The sequence below is a fragment of the Nocardia sp. NPDC051052 genome, from assembly GCF_044456045.1.
Taxonomy (GTDB): domain Bacteria; phylum Actinomycetota; class Actinomycetes; order Mycobacteriales; family Mycobacteriaceae; genus Nocardia.
This window is the reverse complement of record NZ_JBITFL010000009.1, coordinates 377,181-401,084: the sequence shown is the minus strand read 5'-3', so window position 1 is coordinate 401,084 and position 23,904 is coordinate 377,181. Positions and strand designations below refer to the sequence as shown.

Annotated in this window: 26 protein-coding genes; 12 read left to right on the top strand and 14 right to left on the bottom strand. The window is 66.8% G+C overall.

The features are described 5' to 3' along the window. Positions 1 to 76 precede the first annotated feature (76 nt). Positions 77 to 2,170, bottom strand: coding sequence for a DUF2339 domain-containing protein (locus tag ACIBCN_RS30520; protein WP_396995147.1), 2,094 nt, complete (start codon positions 2,168 to 2,170; stop codon positions 77 to 79). A gap of 265 nt (positions 2,171 to 2,435) precedes the next feature. Here ACIBCN_RS30520 and ACIBCN_RS30515 point away from each other — a divergent pair, with 265 nt between their 5' ends. Then, a complete protein-coding gene (locus ACIBCN_RS30515) occupies positions 2,436 to 2,630 on the top strand; it encodes a type II toxin-antitoxin system VapB family antitoxin (RefSeq protein ID WP_396995146.1) in 195 nt (64 codons plus the stop codon). Then, positions 2,620 to 3,039, top strand: a complete 420-nt coding sequence (locus ACIBCN_RS30510; RefSeq protein WP_396995145.1) for a PIN domain nuclease — start codon at positions 2,620 to 2,622, stop codon at positions 3,037 to 3,039. Before ACIBCN_RS30515 ends, ACIBCN_RS30510 begins: the two co-directional genes overlap by 11 nt. 256 nt (positions 3,040 to 3,295) lie before the next feature. Here ACIBCN_RS30510 and ACIBCN_RS30505 read toward each other — a convergent pair whose 3' ends face one another. The 4 genes from ACIBCN_RS30505 to ACIBCN_RS30490 form a co-directional block, all read right to left on the bottom strand. After that, on the bottom strand, positions 3,296 to 3,952 hold the full coding sequence (locus ACIBCN_RS30505; protein ID WP_396995186.1) for a DUF1707 domain-containing protein: 657 nt from the start codon (positions 3,950 to 3,952) through the stop codon (positions 3,296 to 3,298). A 125-nt stretch (positions 3,953 to 4,077) separates the two neighbouring features. Beyond that, complete coding sequence (locus ACIBCN_RS30500) at positions 4,078 to 4,713, bottom strand: response regulator (protein WP_396995185.1); 636 nt, start codon at positions 4,711 to 4,713, stop codon at positions 4,078 to 4,080. Positions 4,714 to 4,779: 66 nt separating this feature from the next. After that, entirely contained in the window at positions 4,780 to 5,952 is a 1,173-nt protein-coding gene (gene macS / locus ACIBCN_RS30495; protein WP_396995144.1) for a MacS family sensor histidine kinase, read from the bottom strand. A gap of 11 nt (positions 5,953 to 5,963) precedes the next feature. Next, positions 5,964 to 7,214 (bottom strand): AI-2E family transporter, encoded by a 1,251-nt coding sequence (locus ACIBCN_RS30490; protein ID WP_396995143.1) that lies wholly within the window; start codon positions 7,212 to 7,214, stop codon positions 5,964 to 5,966. A gap of 159 nt (positions 7,215 to 7,373) precedes the next feature. Here ACIBCN_RS30490 and ACIBCN_RS30485 point away from each other — a divergent pair, with 159 nt between their 5' ends. From ACIBCN_RS30485 to ACIBCN_RS30475, 3 genes are all read left to right on the top strand, one after another. Beyond that, positions 7,374 to 8,885: an adenylate/guanylate cyclase domain-containing protein gene (locus ACIBCN_RS30485; protein ID WP_396995184.1), complete on the top strand. Its 1,512-nt coding sequence runs from the start codon at positions 7,374 to 7,376 to the stop codon at positions 8,883 to 8,885. A gap of 4 nt (positions 8,886 to 8,889) precedes the next feature. Next, positions 8,890 to 9,975 (top strand): YbhN family protein, encoded by a 1,086-nt coding sequence (locus ACIBCN_RS30480; protein WP_396995142.1) that lies wholly within the window; start codon positions 8,890 to 8,892, stop codon positions 9,973 to 9,975. Positions 9,976 to 10,041: 66 nt separating this feature from the next. After that, positions 10,042 to 10,422 carry a DUF3054 domain-containing protein gene (locus ACIBCN_RS30475; protein ID WP_396995141.1) on the top strand — a complete coding sequence of 127 codons (381 nt, stop codon included), beginning with the start codon at positions 10,042 to 10,044 and terminating at the stop codon, positions 10,420 to 10,422. A gap of 6 nt (positions 10,423 to 10,428) precedes the next feature. Here ACIBCN_RS30475 and ACIBCN_RS30470 read toward each other — a convergent pair whose 3' ends face one another. Beyond that, positions 10,429 to 12,108: an NTF2-like N-terminal transpeptidase domain-containing protein gene (locus tag ACIBCN_RS30470; protein WP_396995140.1), complete on the bottom strand. Its 1,680-nt coding sequence runs from the start codon at positions 12,106 to 12,108 to the stop codon at positions 10,429 to 10,431. 397 nt (positions 12,109 to 12,505) lie between these two features. Between ACIBCN_RS30470 and ACIBCN_RS30465 the strand changes: the two genes are divergently transcribed. Together ACIBCN_RS30465 and aroQ are read left to right on the top strand one after the other, a co-directional pair. Then, positions 12,506 to 13,117, top strand: a complete 612-nt coding sequence (locus ACIBCN_RS30465) for a hypothetical protein (RefSeq protein WP_396995139.1) — start codon at positions 12,506 to 12,508, stop codon at positions 13,115 to 13,117. A 68-nt stretch (positions 13,118 to 13,185) separates the two neighbouring features. Next, positions 13,186 to 13,626 carry a type II 3-dehydroquinate dehydratase gene (aroQ, locus tag ACIBCN_RS30460; RefSeq protein ID WP_396995138.1) on the top strand — a complete coding sequence of 147 codons (441 nt, stop codon included), beginning with the start codon at positions 13,186 to 13,188 and terminating at the stop codon, positions 13,624 to 13,626. Positions 13,627 to 13,694: 68 nt separating this feature from the next. Here aroQ and ACIBCN_RS30455 read toward each other — a convergent pair whose 3' ends face one another. Next, positions 13,695 to 14,195: a nitroreductase/quinone reductase family protein gene (locus ACIBCN_RS30455; RefSeq protein ID WP_396995137.1), complete on the bottom strand. Its 501-nt coding sequence runs from the start codon at positions 14,193 to 14,195 to the stop codon at positions 13,695 to 13,697. A 213-nt stretch (positions 14,196 to 14,408) separates the two neighbouring features. Between ACIBCN_RS30455 and ACIBCN_RS30450 the strand changes: the two genes are divergently transcribed. Beyond that, positions 14,409 to 15,533: a glycerate kinase gene (locus ACIBCN_RS30450; RefSeq protein WP_396995136.1), complete on the top strand. Its 1,125-nt coding sequence runs from the start codon at positions 14,409 to 14,411 to the stop codon at positions 15,531 to 15,533. A 31-nt stretch (positions 15,534 to 15,564) separates the two neighbouring features. On the opposite strand, the gene ACIBCN_RS30445 is transcribed toward ACIBCN_RS30450, so the two are convergent. Continuing rightward, a complete protein-coding gene (locus ACIBCN_RS30445) occupies positions 15,565 to 15,915 on the bottom strand; it encodes a winged helix-turn-helix transcriptional regulator (protein ID WP_396995135.1) in 351 nt (116 codons plus the stop codon). A 144-nt stretch (positions 15,916 to 16,059) separates the two neighbouring features. Between ACIBCN_RS30445 and ACIBCN_RS30440 the strand changes: the two genes are divergently transcribed. Continuing rightward, positions 16,060 to 16,941, top strand: a complete 882-nt coding sequence (locus ACIBCN_RS30440; protein ID WP_396995134.1) for an NAD(P)-dependent oxidoreductase — start codon at positions 16,060 to 16,062, stop codon at positions 16,939 to 16,941. A gap of 16 nt (positions 16,942 to 16,957) precedes the next feature. On the opposite strand, the gene ACIBCN_RS30435 is transcribed toward ACIBCN_RS30440, so the two are convergent. Genes ACIBCN_RS30435 through ACIBCN_RS30425 form a run of 3 tightly spaced genes read right to left on the bottom strand, consistent with a single transcriptional unit; the run spans position 16,958 to position 18,982 of the window. Further along, positions 16,958 to 17,215, bottom strand: a complete 258-nt coding sequence (locus tag ACIBCN_RS30435) for a helix-turn-helix transcriptional regulator (RefSeq protein WP_396995133.1) — start codon at positions 17,213 to 17,215, stop codon at positions 16,958 to 16,960. After that, positions 17,205 to 18,056: an ABC transporter permease gene (locus tag ACIBCN_RS30430; RefSeq protein ID WP_396995132.1), complete on the bottom strand. Its 852-nt coding sequence runs from the start codon at positions 18,054 to 18,056 to the stop codon at positions 17,205 to 17,207. The genes ACIBCN_RS30435 and ACIBCN_RS30430 overlap by 11 nt, the downstream gene beginning before the upstream one ends. Further along, positions 18,053 to 18,982, bottom strand: coding sequence for an ABC transporter ATP-binding protein (locus ACIBCN_RS30425; RefSeq protein WP_396995131.1), 930 nt, complete (start codon positions 18,980 to 18,982; stop codon positions 18,053 to 18,055). The genes ACIBCN_RS30430 and ACIBCN_RS30425 overlap by 4 nt, the downstream gene beginning before the upstream one ends. 156 nt (positions 18,983 to 19,138) lie before the next feature. Between ACIBCN_RS30425 and ACIBCN_RS30420 the strand changes: the two genes are divergently transcribed. The 3 genes from ACIBCN_RS30420 to ACIBCN_RS30410 all read left to right on the top strand — a co-directional run bounded on the left by ACIBCN_RS30420 (position 19,139) and on the right by ACIBCN_RS30410 (position 20,971). Beyond that, positions 19,139 to 19,936, top strand: a complete 798-nt coding sequence (locus tag ACIBCN_RS30420) for an ArsR/SmtB family transcription factor (RefSeq protein ID WP_396995130.1) — start codon at positions 19,139 to 19,141, stop codon at positions 19,934 to 19,936. Between the two features lie 148 nt (positions 19,937 to 20,084). Continuing rightward, positions 20,085 to 20,567: a peptidylprolyl isomerase gene (locus tag ACIBCN_RS30415; RefSeq protein ID WP_396995129.1), complete on the top strand. Its 483-nt coding sequence runs from the start codon at positions 20,085 to 20,087 to the stop codon at positions 20,565 to 20,567. Positions 20,568 to 20,614: 47 nt separating this feature from the next. Further along, a complete protein-coding gene (locus ACIBCN_RS30410; RefSeq protein ID WP_396995128.1) occupies positions 20,615 to 20,971 on the top strand; it encodes an MmcQ/YjbR family DNA-binding protein in 357 nt (118 codons plus the stop codon). A gap of 21 nt (positions 20,972 to 20,992) precedes the next feature. Here the strand turns inward: ACIBCN_RS30410 and ACIBCN_RS30405 are convergent, their stop codons facing one another. From ACIBCN_RS30405 to ACIBCN_RS30395, 3 genes are all read right to left on the bottom strand, one after another. Further along, on the bottom strand, positions 20,993 to 21,355 hold the full coding sequence (locus ACIBCN_RS30405; RefSeq protein ID WP_396995127.1) for a hypothetical protein: 363 nt from the start codon (positions 21,353 to 21,355) through the stop codon (positions 20,993 to 20,995). A 108-nt stretch (positions 21,356 to 21,463) separates the two neighbouring features. Continuing rightward, positions 21,464 to 22,213, bottom strand: coding sequence for a nitroreductase family protein (locus ACIBCN_RS30400; protein ID WP_396995126.1), 750 nt, complete (start codon positions 22,211 to 22,213; stop codon positions 21,464 to 21,466). A 66-nt stretch (positions 22,214 to 22,279) separates the two neighbouring features. Then, positions 22,280 to 23,848 carry an alpha/beta hydrolase gene (locus ACIBCN_RS30395; RefSeq protein WP_396995125.1) on the bottom strand — a complete coding sequence of 523 codons (1,569 nt, stop codon included), beginning with the start codon at positions 23,846 to 23,848 and terminating at the stop codon, positions 22,280 to 22,282. Positions 23,849 to 23,904: the final 56 nt, after the last annotated feature.

The following is a 23,904-nucleotide window of genomic DNA, read 5'->3' as shown; positions in this document are numbered from 1 at the left end:
AACCAGCCGACGGACGCCCGTTACGACGATACGAGGATCACCGACCAGCCATCGGCGCCGCGGTCTTGGCACTCGACTATTCGGCCCGGTTCGACGATCCGGCTGTCCCTACGGGATCGACTGCGGCGGTGGCGGTTTCGGCGAAGGCGCGAGCATAGCGAGTGCCTGCGCCCAGCAGCAGCACACCGACTGCCAAAAATGCGGCGACGCGGACCAGGCCGTCCAGGGTGGCCAGGTCGAACAGGAACAGTTTGGCCAAAGCCGCTGTGGTGACCAGCAATCCGGAGCCGAGCGCGAGTTTTGCCACTGCGGTGGCCGTGCCGATATTGCGGAGACCATAGAACAGGGCGGTGGTGGCGCCTGCCATCCACAGGATGGTCGCGGCGCTGTGGCCGATGACGAAGCCGTCGTCGGCGCCGGTCGCGACGCCGATCGAGACGGTCGCGGCGGTCACCGCATATAGGCCGGCGATGCTCGCGGCAATCCATTGCAGCTCGGCGGCGCTCCGCAAGCCGGGGAGTTTGCGCGCGCACCACACAGCCACGGCAACGACGGCGAGGGCGAGTACCGCGCCGAGCACCGTCGAGATGCTCAGGTTATCCGCCGAACGCCGCTGGGAGGCAAGTACTTCCGGGCCGGCGATATTCAGGAACGCGAAGGCGCCGAGTATCGCGAACGCCACGCCGATACCCGCCGCGACGCCGGACCGTCGTTGCCCTGCCACGCCGAGGAAGCCCAACGCCACCAGGAACCACGCCGTCGGCAAGGTTCGCGGATCGGTCACCGCGACACAGACCTCGAGCAGCGCGACGGACCCGGCGACGGCGGCAACCACTGCGGTGTGGCTCGGAATCTTCGCTACCGCAGCAAGTTTTGGCACCAGCGCCGTTCCGGCAATCGTGAGCAACACCGCCCCGAAGATCCCCGCGATCGTCGCCGCGATGGGTCGATCGCCCTCGTACAGTCCCGGCGCGGCCAGCATCGGCACCGTTGCCAGCGCGAGCATCAGCGAGGCGGTGAGATCGGCAGGCCTGCGGCGGACCACCAAGACGGTCCCGGCCAGTCCCACCACGGCCACCGCCACGGCGGCGAGAAGCAGCAGCGGCCGTTCCCCTGCCGACGGCCCGCTCAGGATCGCGCCCGCGATGAGCTGGAACGTGGCCAGCACGGCGGGCAATGTCCGCACCACATGCAGATACGGCCAGTCCCGCACCAATTGCACCGGCAGACAGGCCAACTGCAACACGATCAGGAACGCCAACAGCACCAACTCCGTCGTCAGCACCGGCGACAACACGGCCGCGCCGACCACGACCAGCACCGCCAACGGCTGCGACTGCCACCGCATCGCCAGCGCGACACCGATGGCCGCGACACCGAGCGCCGCCACGAACCCGATGACCGGATGCAGCCAGTGGTACATCGAGGTCACCGCAACAACATCGAGGTACGCGCCCGCGATGCCGGTGGCAGCCAACGCGATCCCGCCGACCCGGCCACCGGCCCGCCCGAATATCCGCATCCCCGCCGCCACCAGCACCGCCGAGAACACCGCGCCCGCAACAACCCTCGGCACCGGCCCGAACAACCCCGCCTGCGCCGCGAGCACCAGCAGCATCACCACGCCGATCAACGTGACGGCCACCCCCGCCACCGCGAGCAGCCGACTGATCACCCCATCCCGCTGCCACCATGGCGTATGCGGAACGGGCGGCCCCATCCGCGGCGGAGCCGGCGGCCGCATCCCCGGTGGCAGCATCGGCGCCCCCATCGGCGGCACCGGCGCACTCATCGGCGGCACCGGCCCTCGCGACGGCATCCGCCCCGCATTCGGCGGCATCGCCCCACCCTGCGCCCCCGGAACCCAACCCTGCGCCGCCGGAGCAAACCGCGGAACGTAGGCCGGTGCCGGACTCGGCGCAACCACGCCAGGCGGGACCTGCGGCCCCGGCCAAGGCATCTGAGCCGCCGGGTCAGCCACCGGAGTCCGAGCCCCCTCAGCCGGTGAGCCCCCCGCCTGGGCCGAAACCCCTTGCACCCCAACGGCACCCCCCACCACCTGAGTCCGCAACAACTCCAAATCCCGCCCGAGCACCCCCATCTGCACCCCCAACGCAGAGAACTCCCCCGAGATGCGCGAAATCAACGCCGGATCGATAGATGTGGTCATAACCCCATCCTGTCCGCCCACCCACCCGCCAACATGAGTAGTTCCCCCCGGTAGACCCCAAATATCTACCCGACTTCAGCCACACACGACACCCACCGTGCTGACAGCCAGCCGGACCCAAACAAGTCCATCGACTGGCCGATCCACCCCTGCGACGGCGACGAATACACCTACAGACGGGGCCACACGGAACGCGCCGTCCCGCTGAAAGCGACGGGGAGGATATACAATGGGGTGGAAAACGATATCAAACTTGGAGGTGCCGATGACCCGCACCGTGCTCGATATCGATGACGACCTGTTGGCACAGGCTGCGGAGATCCTCGGAACATCGAAGAAGGTCGCCACTGTCAACGCGGCCCTGGCCGACGTCGTGCGCCGCCGCAAGCGGGAGCAGTTCGCGTCATGGGTGAAAGCTGGCGGCCTCGTGGACGAGTCACAAACACCCAGTGAGCACTGAGCGATACCTCGTCGACAAGTCCGCTCTCGCCCGGTGGGGTAAGCCAGCCGTAGCGCCCGTCCTAGACGAGTTGTCTGCCCGCGGCACGTTGGCCATCTGCGGCGCCGTCGAATACGAGGTCCTCTACAGCGTACGCAAATCCGCCGAACTCGAATTGGCGCGGCAAATGCTGCGTGGCTTCGACTGGCTGACTACACCCGACGAAGTGTGGGATCGAGTCAATGACATCCAGATCGAGCTGATTCGAGCGGGTCGACATCGCGCGCTGTCCTTGCCTGACCTGGTGATTGCCGCCACGGCCGAGCGCCACGGCTACACCGTGCTGCACTACAACGGTGACTACGACATCGTCGCCGCTGTCACCGGCCAACCCAGTCAGTGGGTGGTGCAAGCCGGGCTAGGCGACTGACCCCATCAGGCCGCCACGCTGAATTCGAGCCCGTTTCTACTGCAGCGTCCTGATCGGCGCGAAAGACCGTTAAGTCGATGATGGGTGCACTGCGCGATTGGGCGGCGAAGGTCGCTCGATCGACAAAGCGCTGAGGGCTCCGAGGCTCCATCAGCCAATCATCGACACAAAAATCCACCACGCCAACTGAATTGGCCGCCGAGTTCCGTTGCGCGGCTTCGCCCGCCGCATCGGCGTCTCCACCTGACCCGAACGGTCAGTGGCCCATCATGCGGCGCCAGTGCGCCATGAAGGTGTGCTTGGCGGTGATGGAGCCGAAGCGGACGCGGCCGCGAACCACCAGGTGCAGCGGGCCGAAGGGTGGTCCGGTGCGGACCTTGTTGTTGACGCTGGAGCCGATCAGCTCGACATCGTTGAGGTCGACGGTCGCCTCGGCGGGGACGATCAGGGTGAGCGAGCTGCAGTAGTCGTCGACGTTCAGCTCGACCACCTGGGTCGACATGATCGCCTCGGTGAAATCCAGGGTCACCCCGGAGAGCCAGCTGTTGAGCTGCATCGACGGCGCGACGTGCCACGGGCCGCGCCTGTTCACCCCGGACAGCCGGGAGCGGATCACGCCGCCGGATGAGTTGTGCGCGCCGAGCGGGGGCGGTACCGGACGGTGCTGCTTCACGAACGAGGGGGCGGTGTTCACGAAGGTCGATGGCGGCGCGGCGGGCTGACCGACCAGGCGGACGCCGGGCAGATCGATCAGCACGGCATTCAGCTCGCCGCGCGTCTTCGCGGCCAGCGCCGTGTCCATCCGCTCGGTGAACTCGCCGAGCGAGAGCATGCCGAGCCCGACGGCTCGCTGTAGCAGCTGGCCGACGTGCTCGCGCTCGACGTCGGACACGCGTAGATCCCGGTCGCCTATCGCGTCGCCGGAGCCGACGCCAGTGGATTCCGATTCGGGTCCGCCCATGGTTCGAGATTACCGATCCGAAGGCCTGCGTGTATCAGGGCAATCCCGGATAACGGTGTACGACTTTCGGTCACCTATTACTCGTCGAGGCCCTGCTCGATCGCGTAGCGGGTGAGCTCGACCCGGTTGGCCAGCTGGAGTTTGCGCAACGTCGCCTGCACATGGTTTTCCACGGTCCGATGGCTCAGCCCGAGCCGCGACGCGATCTGCTTGGCGGACAACCCTTTTGCCACCATCCGCAGCACCTCGGTCTCCCGATCGGTCAGTGCCGGGCGGTGCGGCTCGTCGGGTTCGGCCGGAGCCGTGGCCATCCGCCGGTACTCGCCGAGGACCAGGCCCGCCAGGCCGGGGGTGAAGACCGGCTGTCCGGCCGCGGTCGCGTGCACCGCCTCGATCAGCTCGGCCACCGACGCGCTCTTCACCAGATAACCGGACGCGCCCGCCTTGATCGCGTCGAGCACATCGTCGCGTTCCGCCGACGCCGAGAGCACAAGCACCCGGCTGTCCGGCGAGACGCGCAGCACCGCCGCGGTGGCCTGCGCGCCGTTCCCGTCGGGCAGCTGCATGTCCATCAGCACCACCGCGGGCCGCACCGCCGCCGCCCGCCTGGTCGCCGCGCCGACCCCGTCTGCGGTGGCAGCGACGTGGAAGCCCGCCTCGGTGAGGTCGCGCGAGACACCGTCGCGCCACATCGGGTGGTCGTCCACCACCATCACCGAAATGGCCTCGGTCGCACCATTATCGGTCACGCCACACCTCCTGAGTCGATCGCGACGATGTCATGTTCGCGGCACCCGGAATTCCCACTCGGTGCCGAAGCCGACCCCGCCGTCGTGCTCGGTGAGCACCTGGGCGGTCCCGCCGAGCGCCTCGATCCGGCCGACGATGGATCGGGAAACCCCTAGCCGCCCTTCGGCTTCCGCTTCCGCCAGCCGACCGGGCGGGATGCCGACGCCATCGTCGCGCACGCTGATCACCAGCGCATCGCCCGTGTCCTCCAGCAGCACATAGGCTTTCGCGTCGGGCCCGGCGTGCAGTGCCACATTGGACAGCGCCGTCGCCACGGCGGCCGCGATCTCCGCACCCGCCCAGCGTCCGATCGGCACCGGATTGCCGGGCGTCGACACGAACACCGTCGGCGTCGCGTGCACGGTGAGCAGTGGACGCAGGTCGACCTCGGCCCCACCGGAATCGTCGCGAACGGCGGTCTCGGTGATCAGCACCCGCAGCGCCACTTCCTGTTCCGCGGCGCGCTGGGCCAATTCCTCGGTGGGCCCGCCGATCTCGGTGCCGCGGCGCTTGATGTAGCTGAGTACCTGCAGCACGCCGTCGTGCACCTCGCGCGAAAGCCGTTCCCGCTCTTCGGTGGCCGCGGTCAGCCGGACCGCGCGTTCGAGCTGAGCCTGGGCGCGGCGGGCGGTGTTGGCCGCCAAACCCAGTGCCAGGCCGACCGAAACGAGCACCGGCACCGTCGCATCGGTCCACACGTCCTGCCCCCACTGGTCGCGCACGGTCAGGGCGACCGCCGCGATCAACGCGCCGGACAGCACCCCGGCGACCGGCCCGCGCAGGATCGCCGCCCCGATCACCGCGTTGGTGGCCCACAGCGTCGTCGGCAGCGTCTGATGCCCGTGATACCAGTCGTAATCGGCGACCAGCCTGGTCGCCGCCATCAGCGCGATCACCACGACGTGGTCGCCGAACACCACCCAGACGCGTACGCGCCGCACATCGGGAAACTGCCACTGCGACAACATGATCGCCGACGCACCGGACCACACCGCCATCAAGGCGATGAGCACCCAGCTCAACCGCTGATTCTGGTAGTAGGGCGCCGAGGCGACCTGCTGCAGCACCGCGTAGAGCAGCGTCACCAGCCGCAACGCCTGCGCGGCCCGCCACAGCGGCGTGGTCGCCACATCGGACGAGCGTGGCTCAGCCCCTCGCGCCATCAATCCCCCTGTCAGGCTCGGCCTTTCGACGCGCCATCATCGGATTCCGGCTCGGCGATCCGGGTTTCGCGAGTATCTTCCTTCGCCAACGTCGCGGCCACATCGAACCGATCCGGCTCCGGATCGTCCGGCTCGACCTCCCCGGTCTGTAGTTCCTCGAACAACTCCTCCGGGCTTCCGGTGAGCAGCGACCGAATAGCTGTATTCATCACCGCGACAATCGGCACCGCGAGCAGACCACCGGCGATCCCGCCGAGCACCACGCCCGCCGTGATCGCCAGCACCACCGCCAGCGGATGGATGCTCACCGCCCGACCGAGCAGCAGAGGTTGCATCACATGCCCTTCCAACTGCATCACCGCGATGATGATGCCGAGGACGATCAGCGAGGTGATCAGCCCCTTGGTCACCAGCGCGATGAACACCGCGACAAACCCGGCGACGAACGCGCCGATGATCGGGATGAACGCACCGATGAACACCAGCGAGGCCAGCGGAAGCGCCAGCGGCACACCGAGAATGCCGAGCCCGGTGCCGATGCCGATGGCATCCACCGCCGCCACGGCCACGGTGGCGCGCACGAACCCGACCAGTGTGCCGAACCCTAGCTGCCCGGCCGTGCGTACCTTTTCCCGCTGCTCGGTCGGCACGATCCTGGTGACGAAGCGCCAGATCTGATCGCCGCCGTAGAGGAAGAAGATGAGGATGAACAAAGTCAGGAAGGTGCCGGTGAGCAGCTCGGCGATGACCGTCGCGGTGGTCAGCGCCCCGCTGGTGAGCCGGTCCTGATTGGACTGGATCGTCTTGATGATCTGGTCGCCCACATTGCGGATCTGATCATTGCTCAGATGCGGCGGGCCGGTGATCAGCCAATCCTGGATCTTGTGAATGCTGTTGGTGAATTCGTCGGACAGCTGCGGCACACCGGCGATGAACTGCTCGACGACGAAGGTCATGACCCCCGCGACCAGCCCGAGCGACCCGACCAGCGCGACGAACACGCCCACCGACCGTGGCACGCCGAGCCGTTGCATCCAGTCGACCAGCGGGGCGAGCAACGCGGCCGCGAGCAACGCGATGGCGAGCGGAATGATCACCGTCGCCAGCTTCTGCACGATCGCGGCGAACGCGAGCACCACCGCGAACAGGATCAGCAGGCGCCAGCCCCACTCCGCCGACACCCGCACGATCGGGTGTACAGAGTCAGCGGCAGGCCGCGTCAGGGAGGCTTTCCGCTTCGAGCTTGGCTTGGGGTCCGTCACCTGGCCGAGCATAACGAGCACAGCGGACAGTTGTCCGTCCTCAGCCTGCGCCGGGCCGGGCGAACGCCAGGGGGCTGAACAGCGCCGCGGGGAGGCGCACATGATCGAAACGCTAGATTGTTGGTTGTGTCAGCGCCCTTGGAAGCGGTCAAACAGACCATGCGAACGCGCTGGCCGCTGTACCTGACCTCGATGCTGCTGGCCAACGCTTTCGGCGCGGTGCTGGTCTGGGCGTTCATCCAGTACGGGCTGCCGGTCCCCGAGGGCGCGCACGACGGCGCACGCAGCACCGGCCTGCTCATCCCCGCCCTGGTCTTCCTGACCGGCGGCCTGCTCAGCATGGCCGCGTCCGCGTTGATGCTGCGCCCGGTGATGCGCTGGCAGATGCGCGGCGGGCCACCGAGCCGCCAAGAACAGATGGCCGCGCTGCATGCCCCGCTGCGGCAGGCCATCCTGCATCTGGCGCTCTGGCTGATCGGCGGCGCGATCCTGGCGTTGCTGATCATCACCGAGGAACCCAAGCTGGCAGGCGCGGTCATCGTCACCCTCTGTATGGCCGCCACCATCGTGTTCGGCTTCACCTACATGCTCGGCGAACGCATCCTTCGCCCGGTCGCCGCCGCGGCGCTGACCGCGGGCACCTTCGACCACACTTTGACACCCGGTGTCGGCACTCGGATGGCAATGACCTGGGGCATGGGCACTTTCGCCCCCACCATCGCGATCGTGCTGCTGTGCATCACCCAGATCTCCTCGGAGGTGAAGTTCTCCGCCCAGTCGCTGGCCATCTCCATCCTGCTGCTCTGCGGCGTGGTGATCCTGCAGGCGCTGGCGCTGTCCATGCTCACCGGCTCCAGCATCTCCGACCCGGTGCGCCAGCTCAGCCAGGCCATCGACCGGGTGCAGGAGGGCGCGCGCGACGTCCAGGTCGAGGTGTTCGACGGCAGCGAGATCGGGCTGCTGCAGGTCGGCTTCAACCGGATGATGGAAGAGGCCGCCAAGCGCCGCCAGCTGCAGGAACTGTTCGGTCAGCACGTGGGCGAGGAGGTCGCCCAGCGCGCGCTCGACTACGGCACCGAACTCGGCGGCGAAACCCGGTTCGTCGCCGTGCTGTTCGTCGACATGGTCGGTTCCACCGCGACCGCGGCCGAGCGCCCGCCGACCGAGGTGGTGAGCCTGCTCAACGAGTTCTTCCGGATCGTGGTGGACGTGATCGACCGGCACAACGGCTTCGTCAACAAGTTCGTCGGCGATGCCGCGCTGGCCATCTTCGGCGCGCCGCTGGACCGGCCGGACGCCCCGACCGCCGCGCTGGCCGCGGCCCGCGAGCTGCGCGAGGTGCTCCGGGAAGTGCCCGGCCTCGATATCGGTATCGGCGTCTCCGCGGGACTGGCCGTCGCCGGAAATATCGGTGCCGCAAATCGTTTCGAGTACACGGTGATCGGCGATCCGGTCAACGAGGCATCCCGGCTGACCGAACTCGCCAAAGACCAGCCGGGCCGCACCTTGGCCTCCGGCAGCGCATTGTATTTCGCCGATGAAAGCGAGCAGGACAAGTGGGAAACCGGCGACGAGGTACAGCTGCGCGGACGGCGGCGAAAAACGCTGCTCGCCTACCCGAAAGAAGGCGCACACGCTACAGACAGCGAAACGGTGCGTTCGTTAGGCTGACCGGGTGACGGCCGATGGGGAACGGGCAGGCGAACCGCCGCCGCCCACGACCGGTCGCCGCCGTAGCAAATTCTGGTGGGTCAAATGGGTGCTCGGCGTGGCCCTGCTGGCATTGTTGATCGCCGAAGGAATCTATCTGTGGCCGCGACTACACGAATCGTGGCGCAAACTGAGCGACATTCACTGGGGATGGGTCGCCGCCTGTATTTGGCTGCAGGCATTGTCGATGAGCGGATTCGGGCGGGTGCAGAAACAACTGCTCAACGCCGGGGGTGTCGAGGTAAGTCAGCGGAAATCCGTCGCGGTGGTGTACGGCGCCACCGCCATGTCCGTCACGTTGCCCGCGGGCCAGGTGTTTTCCACCGCCTTCACCTATCGGCAGACCCGGCGCTTCGGCGCGAGTCCGATCGTCGCGTCCTGGCAGCTGGTGTTCTCCGGCGTGGTCGCCGCCGCGGGTCTCGCCCTGCTCGGGGTCGGCGGCACGCTGCTGTCCGGCGGGACCATCGGCCCGTTCAAATTGATCTTGTCGCTGGCGGCGGTGGTCGCGGTGGTGTGGGGCGGCAACTACGTCTCACGCAATCCCGGCTCGCTGGAAGCGCTGCTGCGTAAAGCGCTCAGCCTGATCAATCGGTTGCGCAAGCGCCCGGCCGGCCAGGGCGCCAACAAGATCGGCGATGTGCTCGCGCAGCTGGAATCGGTGGATCTCGGCAAGCGCGACGGCGCCCTGGTCGCGGTGTGGGCGGTGCTGCATCGGTTCGCCGACGTGGCCTGCCTCGGCGCCGCCTGCTATGCCGTCGGCGCCGAACCCCGGCTGGCCGGGCTGCTGCTCGCCTTCGCCATCGGTAAGGCGGTCGGCTCGATTCCGTTCGCGCCCGGCGGGATCGTCTACGTCGACGCGACGCTCATCTATGGCCTCACCGCGGCCGCCGGGCTGCCCGCCGCGCAGGCGGTGGCCGCCGCCTTCGTCTACCGGCTGGTGAGCTTCATCCTGGTCGCGATCGTCGGCTGGATCGTGTTCCTGTTCCTGTTCCGCACACCGCAGGACGACGACGCCGAGTTCGAGAAGGAATTTTCCGAGCGCCGCTTCTGAAGCGCGAACACGCAGCGCCGCAGCCGCTTCACATTCGGGTCGGCCCGGCCAACTACGCTTGTCCGCGTGAAGAAACTGGTGCCGTTGGTGGTAGATGCGCTACTGGTAATCCTGTTTTGTGCGATCGGCAGGCGCAGTCACGAAGAGGCGGTACTCACCGGACTACTGCGCACGCTGTGGCCGTTCGCGATCGGCCTGGCCATCGGCTGGACCGTGGCGGTGGCCGTCGCGAGCCGGGTGTTCGGCGACGCGGGGCGCGACGCGCGATTCGATGGAACCGCCCTGTGGCCCACCGGAATCCTGGTCTGGCTCGGCACCCTCTGCGGCGGCATGCTGCTGCGCGTGGTCAGCGGTCAGGGCACCGCGCTCAGCTTCATCCTCGTCGCGGCCGTCGTGCTCGCGCTGTTCCTGCTCGGCTGGCGTGCGGCCATCACGGCGTTGAAATAAGTTGACTTAAGTCTCCGGCGCGGCCAGCGACTGCAACATCCGCACCGCCATCCGCGCGGTGGCGTCGCCGCTGTCCACGTCGTTGATGTGGATGGCGAAGGCCAGATCCCCCATGGTCGCGATCAGCCAGCCGTCCCGTCCCGCGGTCGCGCTGTACCCGTTGACATCGCGGTACCCGCGCAGACTCGCGAGGTCCGGGGCGTTGGTCGAATCGCGCAGCATGCCGTGCAGCCGGTCGGCGATCTCTGGCGACAGCGGGGCGAGCTGCGCGTCGGTGGTGCTTGGCCTGCCCACCTCGATCAGCGGCGGCGGCACCTCGCCGCGGGCGATCGCGGCGGCGGCGATCGCCATCCCGAATGGGCTGGCCAGCACGGCATCCGAACCGCCGCCCTGCCTGACCTGCTCGGCACTGCGGCCTGCGACGGCGAGCCGGCCGGTCACCTCGTCGAGGCCGGGCACCTTGAAGTCGATGCCGACGCCGAGCGTGGTCGCGGCTTCGGCCGCCTCCTGTGCCGGAATCTCCTGCGGTGCCTTGCCTTTGGCGACGGCCGCGATATTGCGGAATAGCTCGATGTTGCCGCCGACCGGATAGAGCCCGGTGAAGGCGACCGGTCCGTGCTCGCTGGCCTGGGTGTTCTGCGCGACCGCGACCACCGCGCCGCTGGACGGCTGGATGGCCACGATCGAGGCGGGTGTCGCCGAGCTCACCACCGCGTCCTCCGCGGCGCGCTGCAGGCGCTGGTCCATGGTGCCCGCGATGTCCGGGCCGGGCGGGCCCTGCGTGCCGGCGAGCTGGCCGACGAAGCGGCCGTCCTGTTCGAAAATCTGCACACCCCAGCCGGAGTGGTTCGCCTGGCTTTCCTGCTGCACCTTGCTGAGCGCGTCGAGCATGGGCGACCAGACCCGGCGGTCGGCGGAGATGAGCCGAGGCTGCTTCTCCATGACCACGCCGGGGATCGGCGCCATGTCCTTCTCCAGGATCGCGAAGTCGGGCTCGCGCAGGTTCACCGCGACCACCGGCTTGCCCTGCGAGGTGGCCACCTGCTGCATCAGCGACGGCCCGGTGATCAAGGGCGCGACCGGCTCGATGGCCTTGGCCAGCGCGTTGGTGGAACCGACCGGGTCGGACATCTTCGCGGGGTCGAGCTTGATCACGTTGATGGTCTGCTCGGTCATCAGCGGTTGGCCCGCGATGTCATTGACCCGAGGGGCCGGGGTCGGCTCGGTGCGCACCAGGCGCACGGTGCGATTGTGGTCGAGCTGCGGCATGACGATCGCCGGGTCCCAGGAGATGCGCCAGCCGATGGCGAGCTTGCGCACATTGCCCTGCAGGCTGTAGGTCCAGTTCTTGCCCTCGCCGAAGTTCCAGTCGGCGTCCATGCTGAAGATCGCCGCTTCGGAGTCGAGGCCGATGTATTGCGTCTTCTTGTAATCCGCCTTGCCCGGCTGCAACCCAGCAAACATTTGCTTCAACGTTGCCGAGGCCGCAGAAGGGTACGACGTGAGCTCCGAAGCCTTGACGTAGTCCTGCTTGTCCAGCAGTTCGGTGAAGCGCTCTACGACAGCCTCGGCCTCGTTCTTACCCTCGTGTACGCCGCACGATCCCATCGCGATCGCGAGCGCCGCCACCCCCGCGAGTGCCATCGCACCCCGGACGCGGAGGCGGCGGGATCCCCAGACATCCATGTCGCCCACTCTTCACTCTTGTCACTCCAGTAACAAGACCACCGTACCTGAAAAAGACCTGCCTGCGGTGCCTACGCCGCGAGGACGTTACCTATGCTCAGCATCTCAAATGTGCCCGAAATCTCCCGTCTCGGGGGCCCGATCTTGAACGTTGTCCAGTGCTACGGCGACAACCGGCGCCGCTACCGTACCGGGGCCCCGCGCAAAGTTGTGCGCTTACTGCCTTACTCGGCGTTTCGGATCAATGAGTACCCAGGGCGAGGGTCTACGAACCGCAAATCACCCCCGTTAACCAGCGGCGAACTCTGTTCGCACAGAGCGGAACCATTGGCTTGGATTGCGACGTAATCTTGTAATCACTGTAAGCAACGCTGAAAAGTAAGTAGGTGATCCCCTCATGAGACACGAACATCGGGGTCGAGGGTTCGGACGACCGGGCGGCTGGCAGCAGGCCGACCTACCGGATCCCGCGGACGCGCCGGACTGGTTCGCGGGCAGGTTGCCCGAGGACTGGTTCGCCGGTTCCCCTGTCATCGAGATCGACCGCGACGAGATCGTCGTGATCGGCGAACTGCCCCTGACCCAACCCGAGAAGCCTCCCGTCGAGGCACCTGCGGAAGGCGACGCGGACGCGTCAGCCGAGGAAGTTCCGCAGGCGACCAAGGAGGGCGCCATCTCCCGCTTCCGCGAGTCCACCCGAGGGGCCCGCATGCAGATCGCCGACGAGGCGCAGCGCCGCTACGGGCGCAGCGTCGCCTGGGGCGTGTCGGTCGGCGGCGAACGGGTCATGTTCACGCACCTGGCGGTTCCCGTGATGACCCGGCTGCGGCAGCCCGAACGCAAAGTGCTCGACACCCTTGTCGACTCGGGCGTGGCGCGCTCGCGGGCCGACGCGCTGGCCTGGACCGTGAAACTGGCAGGCAAGCACGCGGAATCCTGGCTGGAAGAGCTGCGCGGCGCCATGCGCAAGGTAGACGACCTGCGCTCGGAAGGGCCGCAGGGACTCTGACGACCCGCCCGGACGCGCAAGCTCGCGCCGGGAAGGCCGATCATTCCCTACGGACTAATGTTGCGTCCATGTCCGCACCCGGTCCGATCCTGGTTCTCAACGGCCCGAACCTGAACATGCTCGGCACGCGCCAGCCGGAGGTTTACGGGTCGGCGACGCTCGACGACGTCATCGAGCTCTGCAGGCAGACCGCGCAACGCTTCGGCCGCGAGGTCGCCGCCTTCCAATCCAATTCCGAAGGCGCGCTGATCGACCGGATCCACGCGGCGCGCGGTACCGAATCGGGCATCGTGATCAATCCCGGCGGGCTCACCCATACCTCGGTGGCCCTGCGGGACGCGCTGGTGATCCCGGAACTCCCCATCGTGGAGGTGCACATCAGCAATGTGCACGCCCGTGAGGAGTTCCGGCATCACTCCTACATCTCGCCGATCGCGACCGCGGTGATCGCCGGGATGGGGATCCAGGGTTACGCGGCCGCGATCGAATTTCTGGCGCGCGCAACCTGATTGCGCTGGTGTGCGCACCGAGCACGTTCTCCGCCCGCGCATCGAATAGCTCGTCGCGCACGGGATCGTCAGCAATTGCGGGCGCGGGTGGCATTCTTGCGCGCCGCGGTCGGCCCGCCGCGTCGGTTGATCTGGAAGACCGGGAATCCCGGTGCGATGGCGGTCAATTCGGCGTCGGTCGCGTCTTTGGTGACGCCCTCGAAGAACTTGCCGACCTCCCAGCCCCACTTCTGCAGGTAGAGCCGCAGCAGCGGGACCTTGTCTTCGTCGGCGATCTCGGTGGCGAGGAATTCCTCGACCTTGCGGCCGAGCCGCAGCTCGCCGCCGCCTGACACGCGCAGGTTGCGCACCCACTGGGTGTGTCCGCGCGGGGCGACCAGGAAGCGAGCGTCGTCTTCGCGGACCATCAGGTTGACCATCGTGGTGCGCCACTCGCCGCTCTTGCGGCCACGGACCGCCAGCAGCCGCGAACCCATGACGCTGATCCCGAGCCTGGGCAGCCAGTTGAAGATCCGGTTCATGATCGGGTCCAGGCCGGCCGGGCCGATGTAGCGGGTGCTGTGGTCCATGATCTAACTCCTTAGTGAGCACTGCTCTCTGTTGCGATAAGTGTTCCACTTTGGCGAACGCAAAGTCAAGAGCACTGCTCTCTTTTTCTGTCTTGGCGGCTCACCCGGGGAGTTGGCGGTTTATCCACAGGTCTCACAGGGGGGTGACAAGCCTGTGGATCAAATGGGATGGGCCGACGCGCGGTAGACCGGAACGCACCCGACAATGTGGGGATGACGCGCGAAGTCGTTCGCCGGGTAGTGCTCGCCCCGGACAAGTTCAAGGGATCGCTGACCGCGCCGCAGGTGGCGGCGGCACTTGCCGAGGGCATCGCGCGGGTCACGCCGGAGGCGCAGATTAAGCAGGTGCCGGTCGCCGATGGTGGCGATGGGACTGTCGACGCGTTCATTGCCGCCGGGTGGGCGCGGGTCGAGTTGGCATCGCCAGGCCCGACGGGTGCGGCCGACCGCACGTCATACGCGAGGCATGGGACGACCGCCGTCATCGAGTTGGCCGCGGTGGTCGGACTGGAGAAACTCCCTGGGGGCCAACCGGATCCGCTCGGCGCGAGCACTTTCGGTCTCGGTATCGTCATCGCGCACGCCCTCGACCACGGTGCCACCGACATCGTCCTCGGCCTCGGTGGCAGCGCCTCGACCGACGGTGGTGCGGGCATGGCGCAGGCACTCGGCGCCCGCATTCTCGACGCGGGTGGCGACGAATTGGCCAATGGCGGTGCGGTTTTGGCTGACGCCGCCCAGCTGGACTTGTCCGGCCTGCACCACGGAATCGCCTCTGCCACTTTCACATTGGCGTGCGATGTCGACAACCCGCTACTCGGGTCGGCGGGGGCCGTAGCGGTCTACGCACCCCAGAAGGGTGCTGACACAGCGGATCTCGACACCTTGGAAGTCGCGCTCACCAACTGGGCACAGCTCGCGGGTCCCGGCTTCGCGAACCAGCCGGGCGCGGGCGCCGCGGGCGGAACCGGTTTCGGCGCACTCGCCCTGCTCGGCGCGCAGGTGCGCAGCGGCATCGAGGTAATCCTCGAACTCCTCGACTTCCCCGCGCTACTCGACGGCGCCGACCTCGTCATCACCGGCGAAGGCTCCCTCGATACCCAAAGTTTGCACGGCAAAGCCCCCATCGGCGTCTGCGACACCGCGCGCAAAGCCGGCATTCCCGTCATCGCCGTCGTCGGCCGCACACTCCTTGCTTCCCAAGAAATCCGAGCCGCAGGCTTCACCGCCTGCTACCCCCTGACTGACCTGGAGCCGGACCCCGCCCGCTCGATCATCAACGCCAGCCCACTCTTGCAGCGAGTCGGCAGCAGGCTAGCGGAAGAACACCTTCAATAAAGTCACTGTGACGCAACCGATTACCGAGCCGCTAGGTCGCCGTGGCCAGCAGATTACCGAGGAGATCGTGGCGGTGCTTGTCGCCCCACTCCTCGAGTGGACGCAGGGCCGCGGCGAGTTCTTCGCCGAGCGGGGTGAGGGAGTATTCGACGCGGGGCGGGACTTCGGGGTAGACCTCGCGGTGCACGATGCCGCTCGCCTCGAGATGGCGCAGGTTTTCCGCGAGCACCTTTTCGCTGACGCCGGTGAGCAGGCGGCGGATCTCGCCGAACCGTTGCGGGCTGGCGCTCAGCGCCCACATCAGGTGCAGTTTCCACTTGCCGCCGACGACATCGATCGCCACCGACATGCCACACACGTCGTGATCCGCGTCACCGTTCATATCCACCGCACTCCTTCTGAGCTTATTTCGAACCTTTAGGTAAGCAACCCCACCTGAACGTTCGGTCTTCCCGACCCCACCTGCGGCAACGCACTATTGGTTCCGGCGCCGACCCCCATTCACCGAGAACCGAAGGGACATACGATGTCCGAACACACCAGCCCCCGATCCGTCTCCGTTGTCGGCCTCGGCCCGATGGGTCAAGCTATGGTCAGGGCCTTCCTGGACGCCGGAGTCGAGGTGACCGTCTGGAACCGCAGCACCGACAAGGTCGATGCCATGGTCGAGCTCGGCGCCAAGCGGGCCGGGACGGTCGCCGAGGCGCTGGACGCCAACGAAGTGACCGTGTTGAGCCTCACCCACTACGCCGCCATGTACGACGTCCTCGGCCAGGCCACCGATCACCTGCCGGGCAAGGTGATCGCCAACCTGTCCTCCGATTCGCCGGAAAAGGCGCGCAAGGGTGCGCAGTGGGTCCGTGCACACGGCGCGCAGTTCATCTCGGGCGGCGTCATGTCGGCGGGCGACAATATCGTCCATCCCGCGTCGTACATCTTTTACAGCGGACCGCGCGCGGTCTTCGACGCGCACGCCGAATTGCTGCGGCCGCTGAGCCCGCAGGAATACCTCGGCGCGGACGACGGTCTCGCACAGGTCTTCTACCAGGCGCTGCTGACCATCTTCCATCCGTGGTTGCTCGCGTTCGACCAGGCGACCGCGCTGATCGACCGCTCCGGGCACAGCATCGCCCAGTTCGTGCCGTTCGCCATCCGCTCGGCCGCCGCGTTCCCCTATTTCATGGAGGAGTTCTCGGTCGCCAATCAGAACGGCGGCTGGGCCACCCTGGCGAGCCTGAAGATAATGGACGCGGGCGCGCAGCACATCATCGACGCGAGCGAGGAGGTCGGCGTGGACGCGACGTTCTCGCACACCGCACAGTTGTTCTGGCGCAAGGCCGTTGCCGCCAGCGAGGAGAAAGGCGAAGCGGTCTCGACCTACGCCCTGCTCCGCGACGGACAGTCGTAGCAGGGCGGCGCGCCAGCTATCCGCTTGCCGGCGCGGCGGTTTCGGTGCTGGAGCCCAGACGCGGGAACGGGTCGGTGGCGAAGATGACCTCCACCGCCACCTCGAAGTAGGCCGAAATCCGCAGTGCGAGATGCAAGCTCGGGCTGTACTCGCCGCGCTCCAGATAGCCGACCGTCTGATAGTGCACGCCGAGCGCCTCCGCCAACTCGCGCCGCGAGATGCCGCGCTCGGCGCGCAGCATCGCGATGCGGTTGTAGATGACCTCAGAAGGCACGCCGCATCGCCTTCTCGCGGCGCAGGGCGACGCTGGAGCCCGATTCGCGGCGCGCCATCCTGCGCAGCACCACCGGCGCGGCGAGCAGCCCGACCACCGCCCAAATGCTCAGCACGCCAACGGTTTCCAGGTGCCGCCAGGACTGTCCCAGCTCGACAGCCACCGCCTGGTCCGGCAGCATCGCCGAGCGCATACCGAGCCCGAGCCAGTACACCGGAAACACCTGAGCCGCGCCCTGCACCCAGCCGGGCATCGACGTGATCGGGTAGAAGATGCCGGATACCGCGACCAGTCCCATGATCGGGAAGGTCATGAACGCGAAGTCGCGCGGGTTGGCGAACATCGACCCGAACACGGCACCGGCAGGCAACGTGGCGAGCAGCCCGAGCACCATCACCCAGATCAACGTCAGCCACGAGCCGGCATCGTCGAGCGCTAGCCCGTCGACGATGAACGACCCGGCCACCAGGATGACCGCACCGGGAATCAGCACCATGCCGGACACCTGAATGATTTTGCCGACCAGGTAGCCGACCATGCCGTTCGGGGTCGCCTTGGCCCGCAACAACGTGCCGTCCTCGCGGTCGATGGTGAGTTGCTGACCCATGCCGATCATCCCGTTGATCGCGACGAGCATGCCGATCACGCTGGGCAAGGCGAGCGAGCCGAGCAGCAGTCCGCTCGACTGGAACGACGCGTGCCGCATGAAGAACAAGACGATCAGCACGAGCACGGGCCAGAACAGCAGTCCGAACAGATCCTGGCCATTGGTGAGCATCTGCCGCAGCTCGATCATGCCTCGGGTCCACCCCTGCCGGACGGCCACCGCGATCGGGTTCATCGCCCTACCTCCTCGATCGTGTGCACTGCGGTCTCGACCTGACCGGATTCGAATCGGCGCACCAGCGTCATGTAGGTGTCCTCCAGTGACGCGCGGCGGACCTGCAGGTCGCCGATCGCATCGCCGTATTGCTTGAACAGTTCGTAGACGAACTTGGTCGAGGCGGCGGTCGAGTGCACGAACCGCTGCCCGTCGTTGGTCCAGCTCACCTCGGCTTCACCGGCGATCCGACGGGAGAGCTCGTCGGCCGAACCGTCGGCGATGATCCGGCCGCCCGCCAGGATCAGGATCCGGTCGGCCAGCTTCTCGGCCTCGTCGAGGTCGTGGGTGGTGAGCAGGATGGTGGTCTGCTGGTCGTCGGCGAGCCGATGCACCAGATCGTGGAACTCACGCCTGGCTTCCGGATCGAAACCCGCGGTCGGCTCGTCCAGGAACAGCACCTCCGGCCGGCCGACGATGCCGATGGCGACGTCGATCCGGCGCCGCTGGCCGCCGGACAGGTCGTTGATTTTGCTCGACGACTGTTCGGTGAGGCCCACCGCCTTGATTAGTTCGTCTGTGTCCCATGGCCGTTGGACCCGGTCGGTGCCGTAGGGCGCGTAGAAGGCGCCCAGGTAGTCCAGCAGTTCCCTGACCCGCCACTTGCCGTGATCACGCCACGATTGCAGGACGACGCCGATGCGCGCCCGCCAGGCTTCGCCGCCGTGCGCGGGATCGACACCGAGCACGTCGACGCGGCCTGCCGACCGCATGCGGAAGCCTTCCAGTATCTCGATGGTGGTGGTCTTGCCCGCACCATTCGGGCCGAGCAGCACCAGCACCTCGCCATGCTTCGCTTGGAACGTCACGTCGTGCAAGACGTCGGTGCTGCCGTAGCGCATTCGCAATTTCTCGACGTCGAGTGTGACGCCCTGACCCATCGTCATGCCGATCTCCCCGTTGCGGTCTTCCGTCGATTCGTAGCATAGCTACTACATTCCGCCGCGACAATGCTTTCTCTCTGGCGCTACTCCTTGACATGCAGCCGAGCGGCTGCCTAACCTCGAATACGCAGCCAACCAGCTGCCTATTAGAAAGGTGACATGGACGAGGTATTCAAAGCGCTGGCCGATCCCAATCGCCGGCGGCTGCTCGACAGCCTCAATGCCCGCAACGGGCAAACCCTGCGCGAACTGTGCACGGGGCTGGAGATGGCGCGGCAGTCGGTCAGCAAACACCTCGCCGTGCTGGAGGCGGCCAACTTGATCAGCACCCGCCGCAGCGGCCGCGAAAAACTGCACTACCTCAATGCCGACCCCATCAACGCCATCACCGAACGCTGGATCACCCACTACGACCGCGCGCGCGTACACGCACTCGCAGATCTCAAGAAAGCCTTGGAGGCAGAGCCCATGAGCGACAACACATTCGTCTACACGACCTTCATCAAGACCACCCGGGAAAAGCTGTGGCAGGCACTGACCGACTCGGCCTTCACCAAGCGCTACTGGGGCTCCAGCTTCGACACCGACTGGCAGCCGGGCTCCGAAATGGTCTGGCACCAACAGGATTGGAGTAGCAAGGATCCGGAGCAGGTGGTACTGGAAGCAGATCCGTACAACAAGCTGTCCTACACCTGGCACACCTTCGATCCGGCGTTCGCCGAGGCCTTCGACATGAACCCCGACGACGTCGCCGCCTGGGCCCGCGAGCCGCGCTCGCACGTTTCCTTCGAACTCGAGCAAGCCAGCGACTCGGTGGTCAAGCTGACCGTCGTGCACGACAACTTCCCGCCGAACAGCGCTGTGCGGGAAGGGATCAGCGGCGGCTGGCCGTCCATCCTGTCCAACCTCAAGACGCTGCTGGAGACCGGCGAGGTACTGCCCGACCTGGCGGTGTAGTTGTCGCGACAGGCACCGGTGCGGGGCCGAAACGGATTCCCCGCGGCCACGCACCGGTAAGCTGCACAGGTCCGTGTCCAGCTCGGTTGGAGCACGCGTCCGTCAGGGCGACTGCGGGACTGAGCCCGTCGCACAAATTGGGGAAATCATGATCAAGGTTCTGCTCCAAACCTCTATGGGTGACATCGAGCTCGAACTCGACGAAACGAAGGCACCCAAGACCGTGCGAAACTTCCTGACCTACGTCAACAGCGGCCATTACGACGGCACCATCTTTCATCGCGTGATCGACGGCTTCATGATCCAGGGCGGCGGCCTGGACCAGACGATGCGGGAAAAGCCGGCGCCCAACCGGGTCGAGAACGAGGCCAAGAACGGGCTGCAGAACGTTATCTACAGCGTCGCTATGGCCCGCACCTCCGACCCGCATTCGGCGTCGGCCCAGTTCTTCATCAACACCAGCGACAACGCGTTCCTCGACTATCCAGGGCAAGACGGTTGGGGCTACGCGGTATTCGGCAAGGTCTCCCGCGGCAACGACGTCGTCGATCAGATCGGGAAGGTCAAGACCGGCGGCCAGGACGTGCCGGTCCAGCCCGTCGTGCTCACCTCGGCCACCGTGACCCGCTGACCAGGGCCGCGGGTATATTGCGGACTCCGACTTGTGAGGGGTCCGCGGTGGCAGTACAGAGTGATGAATTCTTCCGGGTCGTCGGCGGCCTCGTCGACGTGCGGGACACCAAGGGTGAGAGATACACCTCGTACAAGGTGCGCGGGAAGTTGTTCGGCTACTACTGGCCGCGCACCAACACGATCGGCTTGAAACAGACGCTGTCCGAACAGAAAGCGCTGGTCTCCGAACGACCTGACGTCTTCGAAGAACAGTTCACGGCAGGCGGTTTCGGCTGGGTCGTCGTTCACCTCGCGGGTATCGACGCCGACGAACTGGCCGAGCTGGTGTTCGAGGCCTGGCGCTTGTCGGCTCCGGAAGACCTGGTCACCCAGGTCCCGGAGCTGCCTCGATCGAGCGGATAAGTGGTCGAGATTTCGCGTTTCTTAACCGCGGTAAATCTCCACATAGGCGTTTGTGGCAATAGCGACAACGCCGGGACCGACACCTGTGCAAGCTGTCGAAATACGCTGCCCGTCCGGGGTGAAGGGGTAGCTGAGTATCTTGTAGGCGCCGACGCCGTACAACGGGAACGGCCCGCTGGCATACAAGCCGAAGCAGTCGACGTGCAGGACGTAATTGCTACCACCGTCCGGCTGGCAGGTAGCGGACGCACCGAAAAAGTCGCGCTGAACGGCGCAGTCCTGAGGTGCTGCCTGGGCACTACCGGAACCGATAATCGCGACGAAGGCGAGGCCCGATACACCGGCGGCCGCGACCCGGGCGGCGGCGGTAATTGTCTTCTTCATATGAACTCCTCCTATTCCAGTGTGCTGTCGGTATGGAACGCTGGAATGTTACGGAAGCCCACTGAATGTGCTGCCCTCAAATTCAGGGGCATGGGGCGATGGCGCCGATCAGATCCGGATGAGGACCTGGTCCATTGTCTTGCGGACCAGGTCGGGGACCACGGAATCGTCGGCCGGGTAGCCGATAGGTACTACGGCGAAAGCCTTTTCGTTGCGCGGGCGATTCAGGACTTCGGCGAGGAACTTCATCGGGCTAGGGGTGTGGGTCAGGGCGGCCAGGCCGGAGAGGTGTAGCGCGGTGAGCAGCATGCCGACGGCGATGCCGACGGATTCGTCGCCGTAGTAGTGCTTGTAGGTGGTGCCGTCGGGACGCAGGCCGAACCGCTGCTGGAAGACCACCAGGAGATAAGGGGCGTCGGTGAGGTGCGGCTTGTGCTCGTCGGTGCCGAGGGGCCGCAGGGCGGACAACCACTCCTCGCCGAGCCTGCCGTTGTAGGAGATCTGCTCCTCCGCCTCCGCCGCGGCACGAATTTTGGCTCGGACGTCGGAATCTTCGACGAGCACGAAGGTCCACGGTTGTTGGTGCGCGCCCGACGGCGCGGTGTTCGCCACCGCGATCGCATCGAGCACCAACTGCTCAGGTACCGGATCGGTCGAGAACATCCGCACGGTGCGGCGCTCATCCATCCGCTCGCGGAACGCGGCCGACCCGGCGAGCGCGTCCTCGACCGGAATTCGGTTCGGGTGGTACGGAATTGGCATATACGGCTGACCATGCAGCGGCGTCCACGTCGTCATGGTTTGCAGTGTGAGCCGCGCCAACTGGGCAGGCAATGCCGAGACGAAGTTACCGTCCACCCAACCAGACTCCTCGACGCCAGCGACCGCGATTCCCGCCGGTCGCGACGGGATCGCGCGAGCGGGTCAGCGCACCGGCAGCGGTGCCTCGGCGGCTTCGGTGATCGTGACCTGCCCGGTACGCAGGTAGGTCATCACCGCATCGTCGATCACGTGGTTACCGCGGCCGAAGTTGCCGTGATCGCCACCTTCGACGGTGATCAGGGACCCGTTCAGCGCGCGTGACATCGCCGGCCCCCCTTCGTACTTGGTCAACGCGTCGTGGCGGCTCTGCAGGACAAGCGGGCGGGTGCCGAGACCGGCGCCGGTGATCCGGACCGGCTTGGTGACGGGTTCCCATGCCCCACAGGCCATTCCGGAGCGGACCAGGTCGGCACGGGCATCCATGGCGTTGCCGCCGGAGGCGATCGTGGCGATCGCCGAGCCGATCACCTCGAGCCGACCGGGAATCGCGTTCTCGTTGCAGGTGATCGCGGCGAAGACGAATTGACCGGTGCTGTCGGTGGCGGTGGCGCCCTCGATGGTGCGCAGGCGCTGCACGTTCGCCGGGTTGGCGAGTGCGTCGGCCATCGCGCGGGCAAAGGTCGGCCAGTAGGTGCGAGTGTAGCTGGCGACCGACGTCGCGCCGAGTAACGGCCCCTGCGTGGTGACACCACGAGAGATCAAGGTACGCACCAGGTTCTGCAGTTTTCCGGTCTGCTCGAGGCTGCCGGTATAACCGTCACGAGCGATCTCGGCAAGCGGCTCGGGCAACGAGCCGGGCAGGTCGGCGAGGCTGGCGGGCGGCGGCGTCAGGTTGGCGTACCAGCCGCCGCCCTGGTCGACCGCCATCCGCACCCAGTTCTGATAGACCTGCAAAGCCGTATCGCCGAGGTGGTATTCGTCGCTGTGCTCGGCGATCCAGGCGAACAGATCATCGAGCCGTTGCTTGCCTGCGATCTGCTGCTGGGCGAATTCCTCGGTCCACACCCAGTCGGGATTGACGTTGGAGTCCAACACCATTCGCTCGACCCGGTCGGGGAACAGCGAGGCGTACACCGCGCCGAGATAGGTGCCGTACGAGGTGCCGAGGTAACTGATCCGGTCCAGCCCGAGCGCGGCGCGCACCGCGTCCATGTCGCGGGCGGTGTTCTCGGTGGTGATGGTGTCGAGGTAGCCGGGGAGCGCGATATCGCACGCCTTCTTGATGGCATTGCGGTCGCCGCCGCCGAGCGACACCCGCCCGCCGTCCTCGGCCGCGCAGTCCAACGGGGTGGCCCAGCGCAATCCGCGCGGCTGCACCGCGATCCGGTCGTAGTGGGCGTTGAGCTCGGCGGGCATCACATCGGTGCGCAGACCCCAGAAGTCCAGGCCGTCCGCGCCCGGCCCACCGGGGTTGGCGAAGATAGCGCCGCGCCGCTCCCCGCTTGCCGCGATCCGGCTGACGGTCACCTGGATCTTCGGCCCGTCCGGGTCGGCGTAGTTCATCGGTACGTCGACCACGGCGCACTGCACGCCATGACCCGCGACCACCGAGCCCGCCGGGCAAGCCCCGAACGACGGCGCGGCATCGGCCAGGCCGGAACCGATCGATCCACCGAGCAGGCACACGGCCATGGCAGCCGCGGCTCGCGAAAACAGCCGTACCTTCATCATGTTTCGTACCTCCACGGGCCGCCACGCGCGCGTGCGCGACCCCGATCATGAGCATT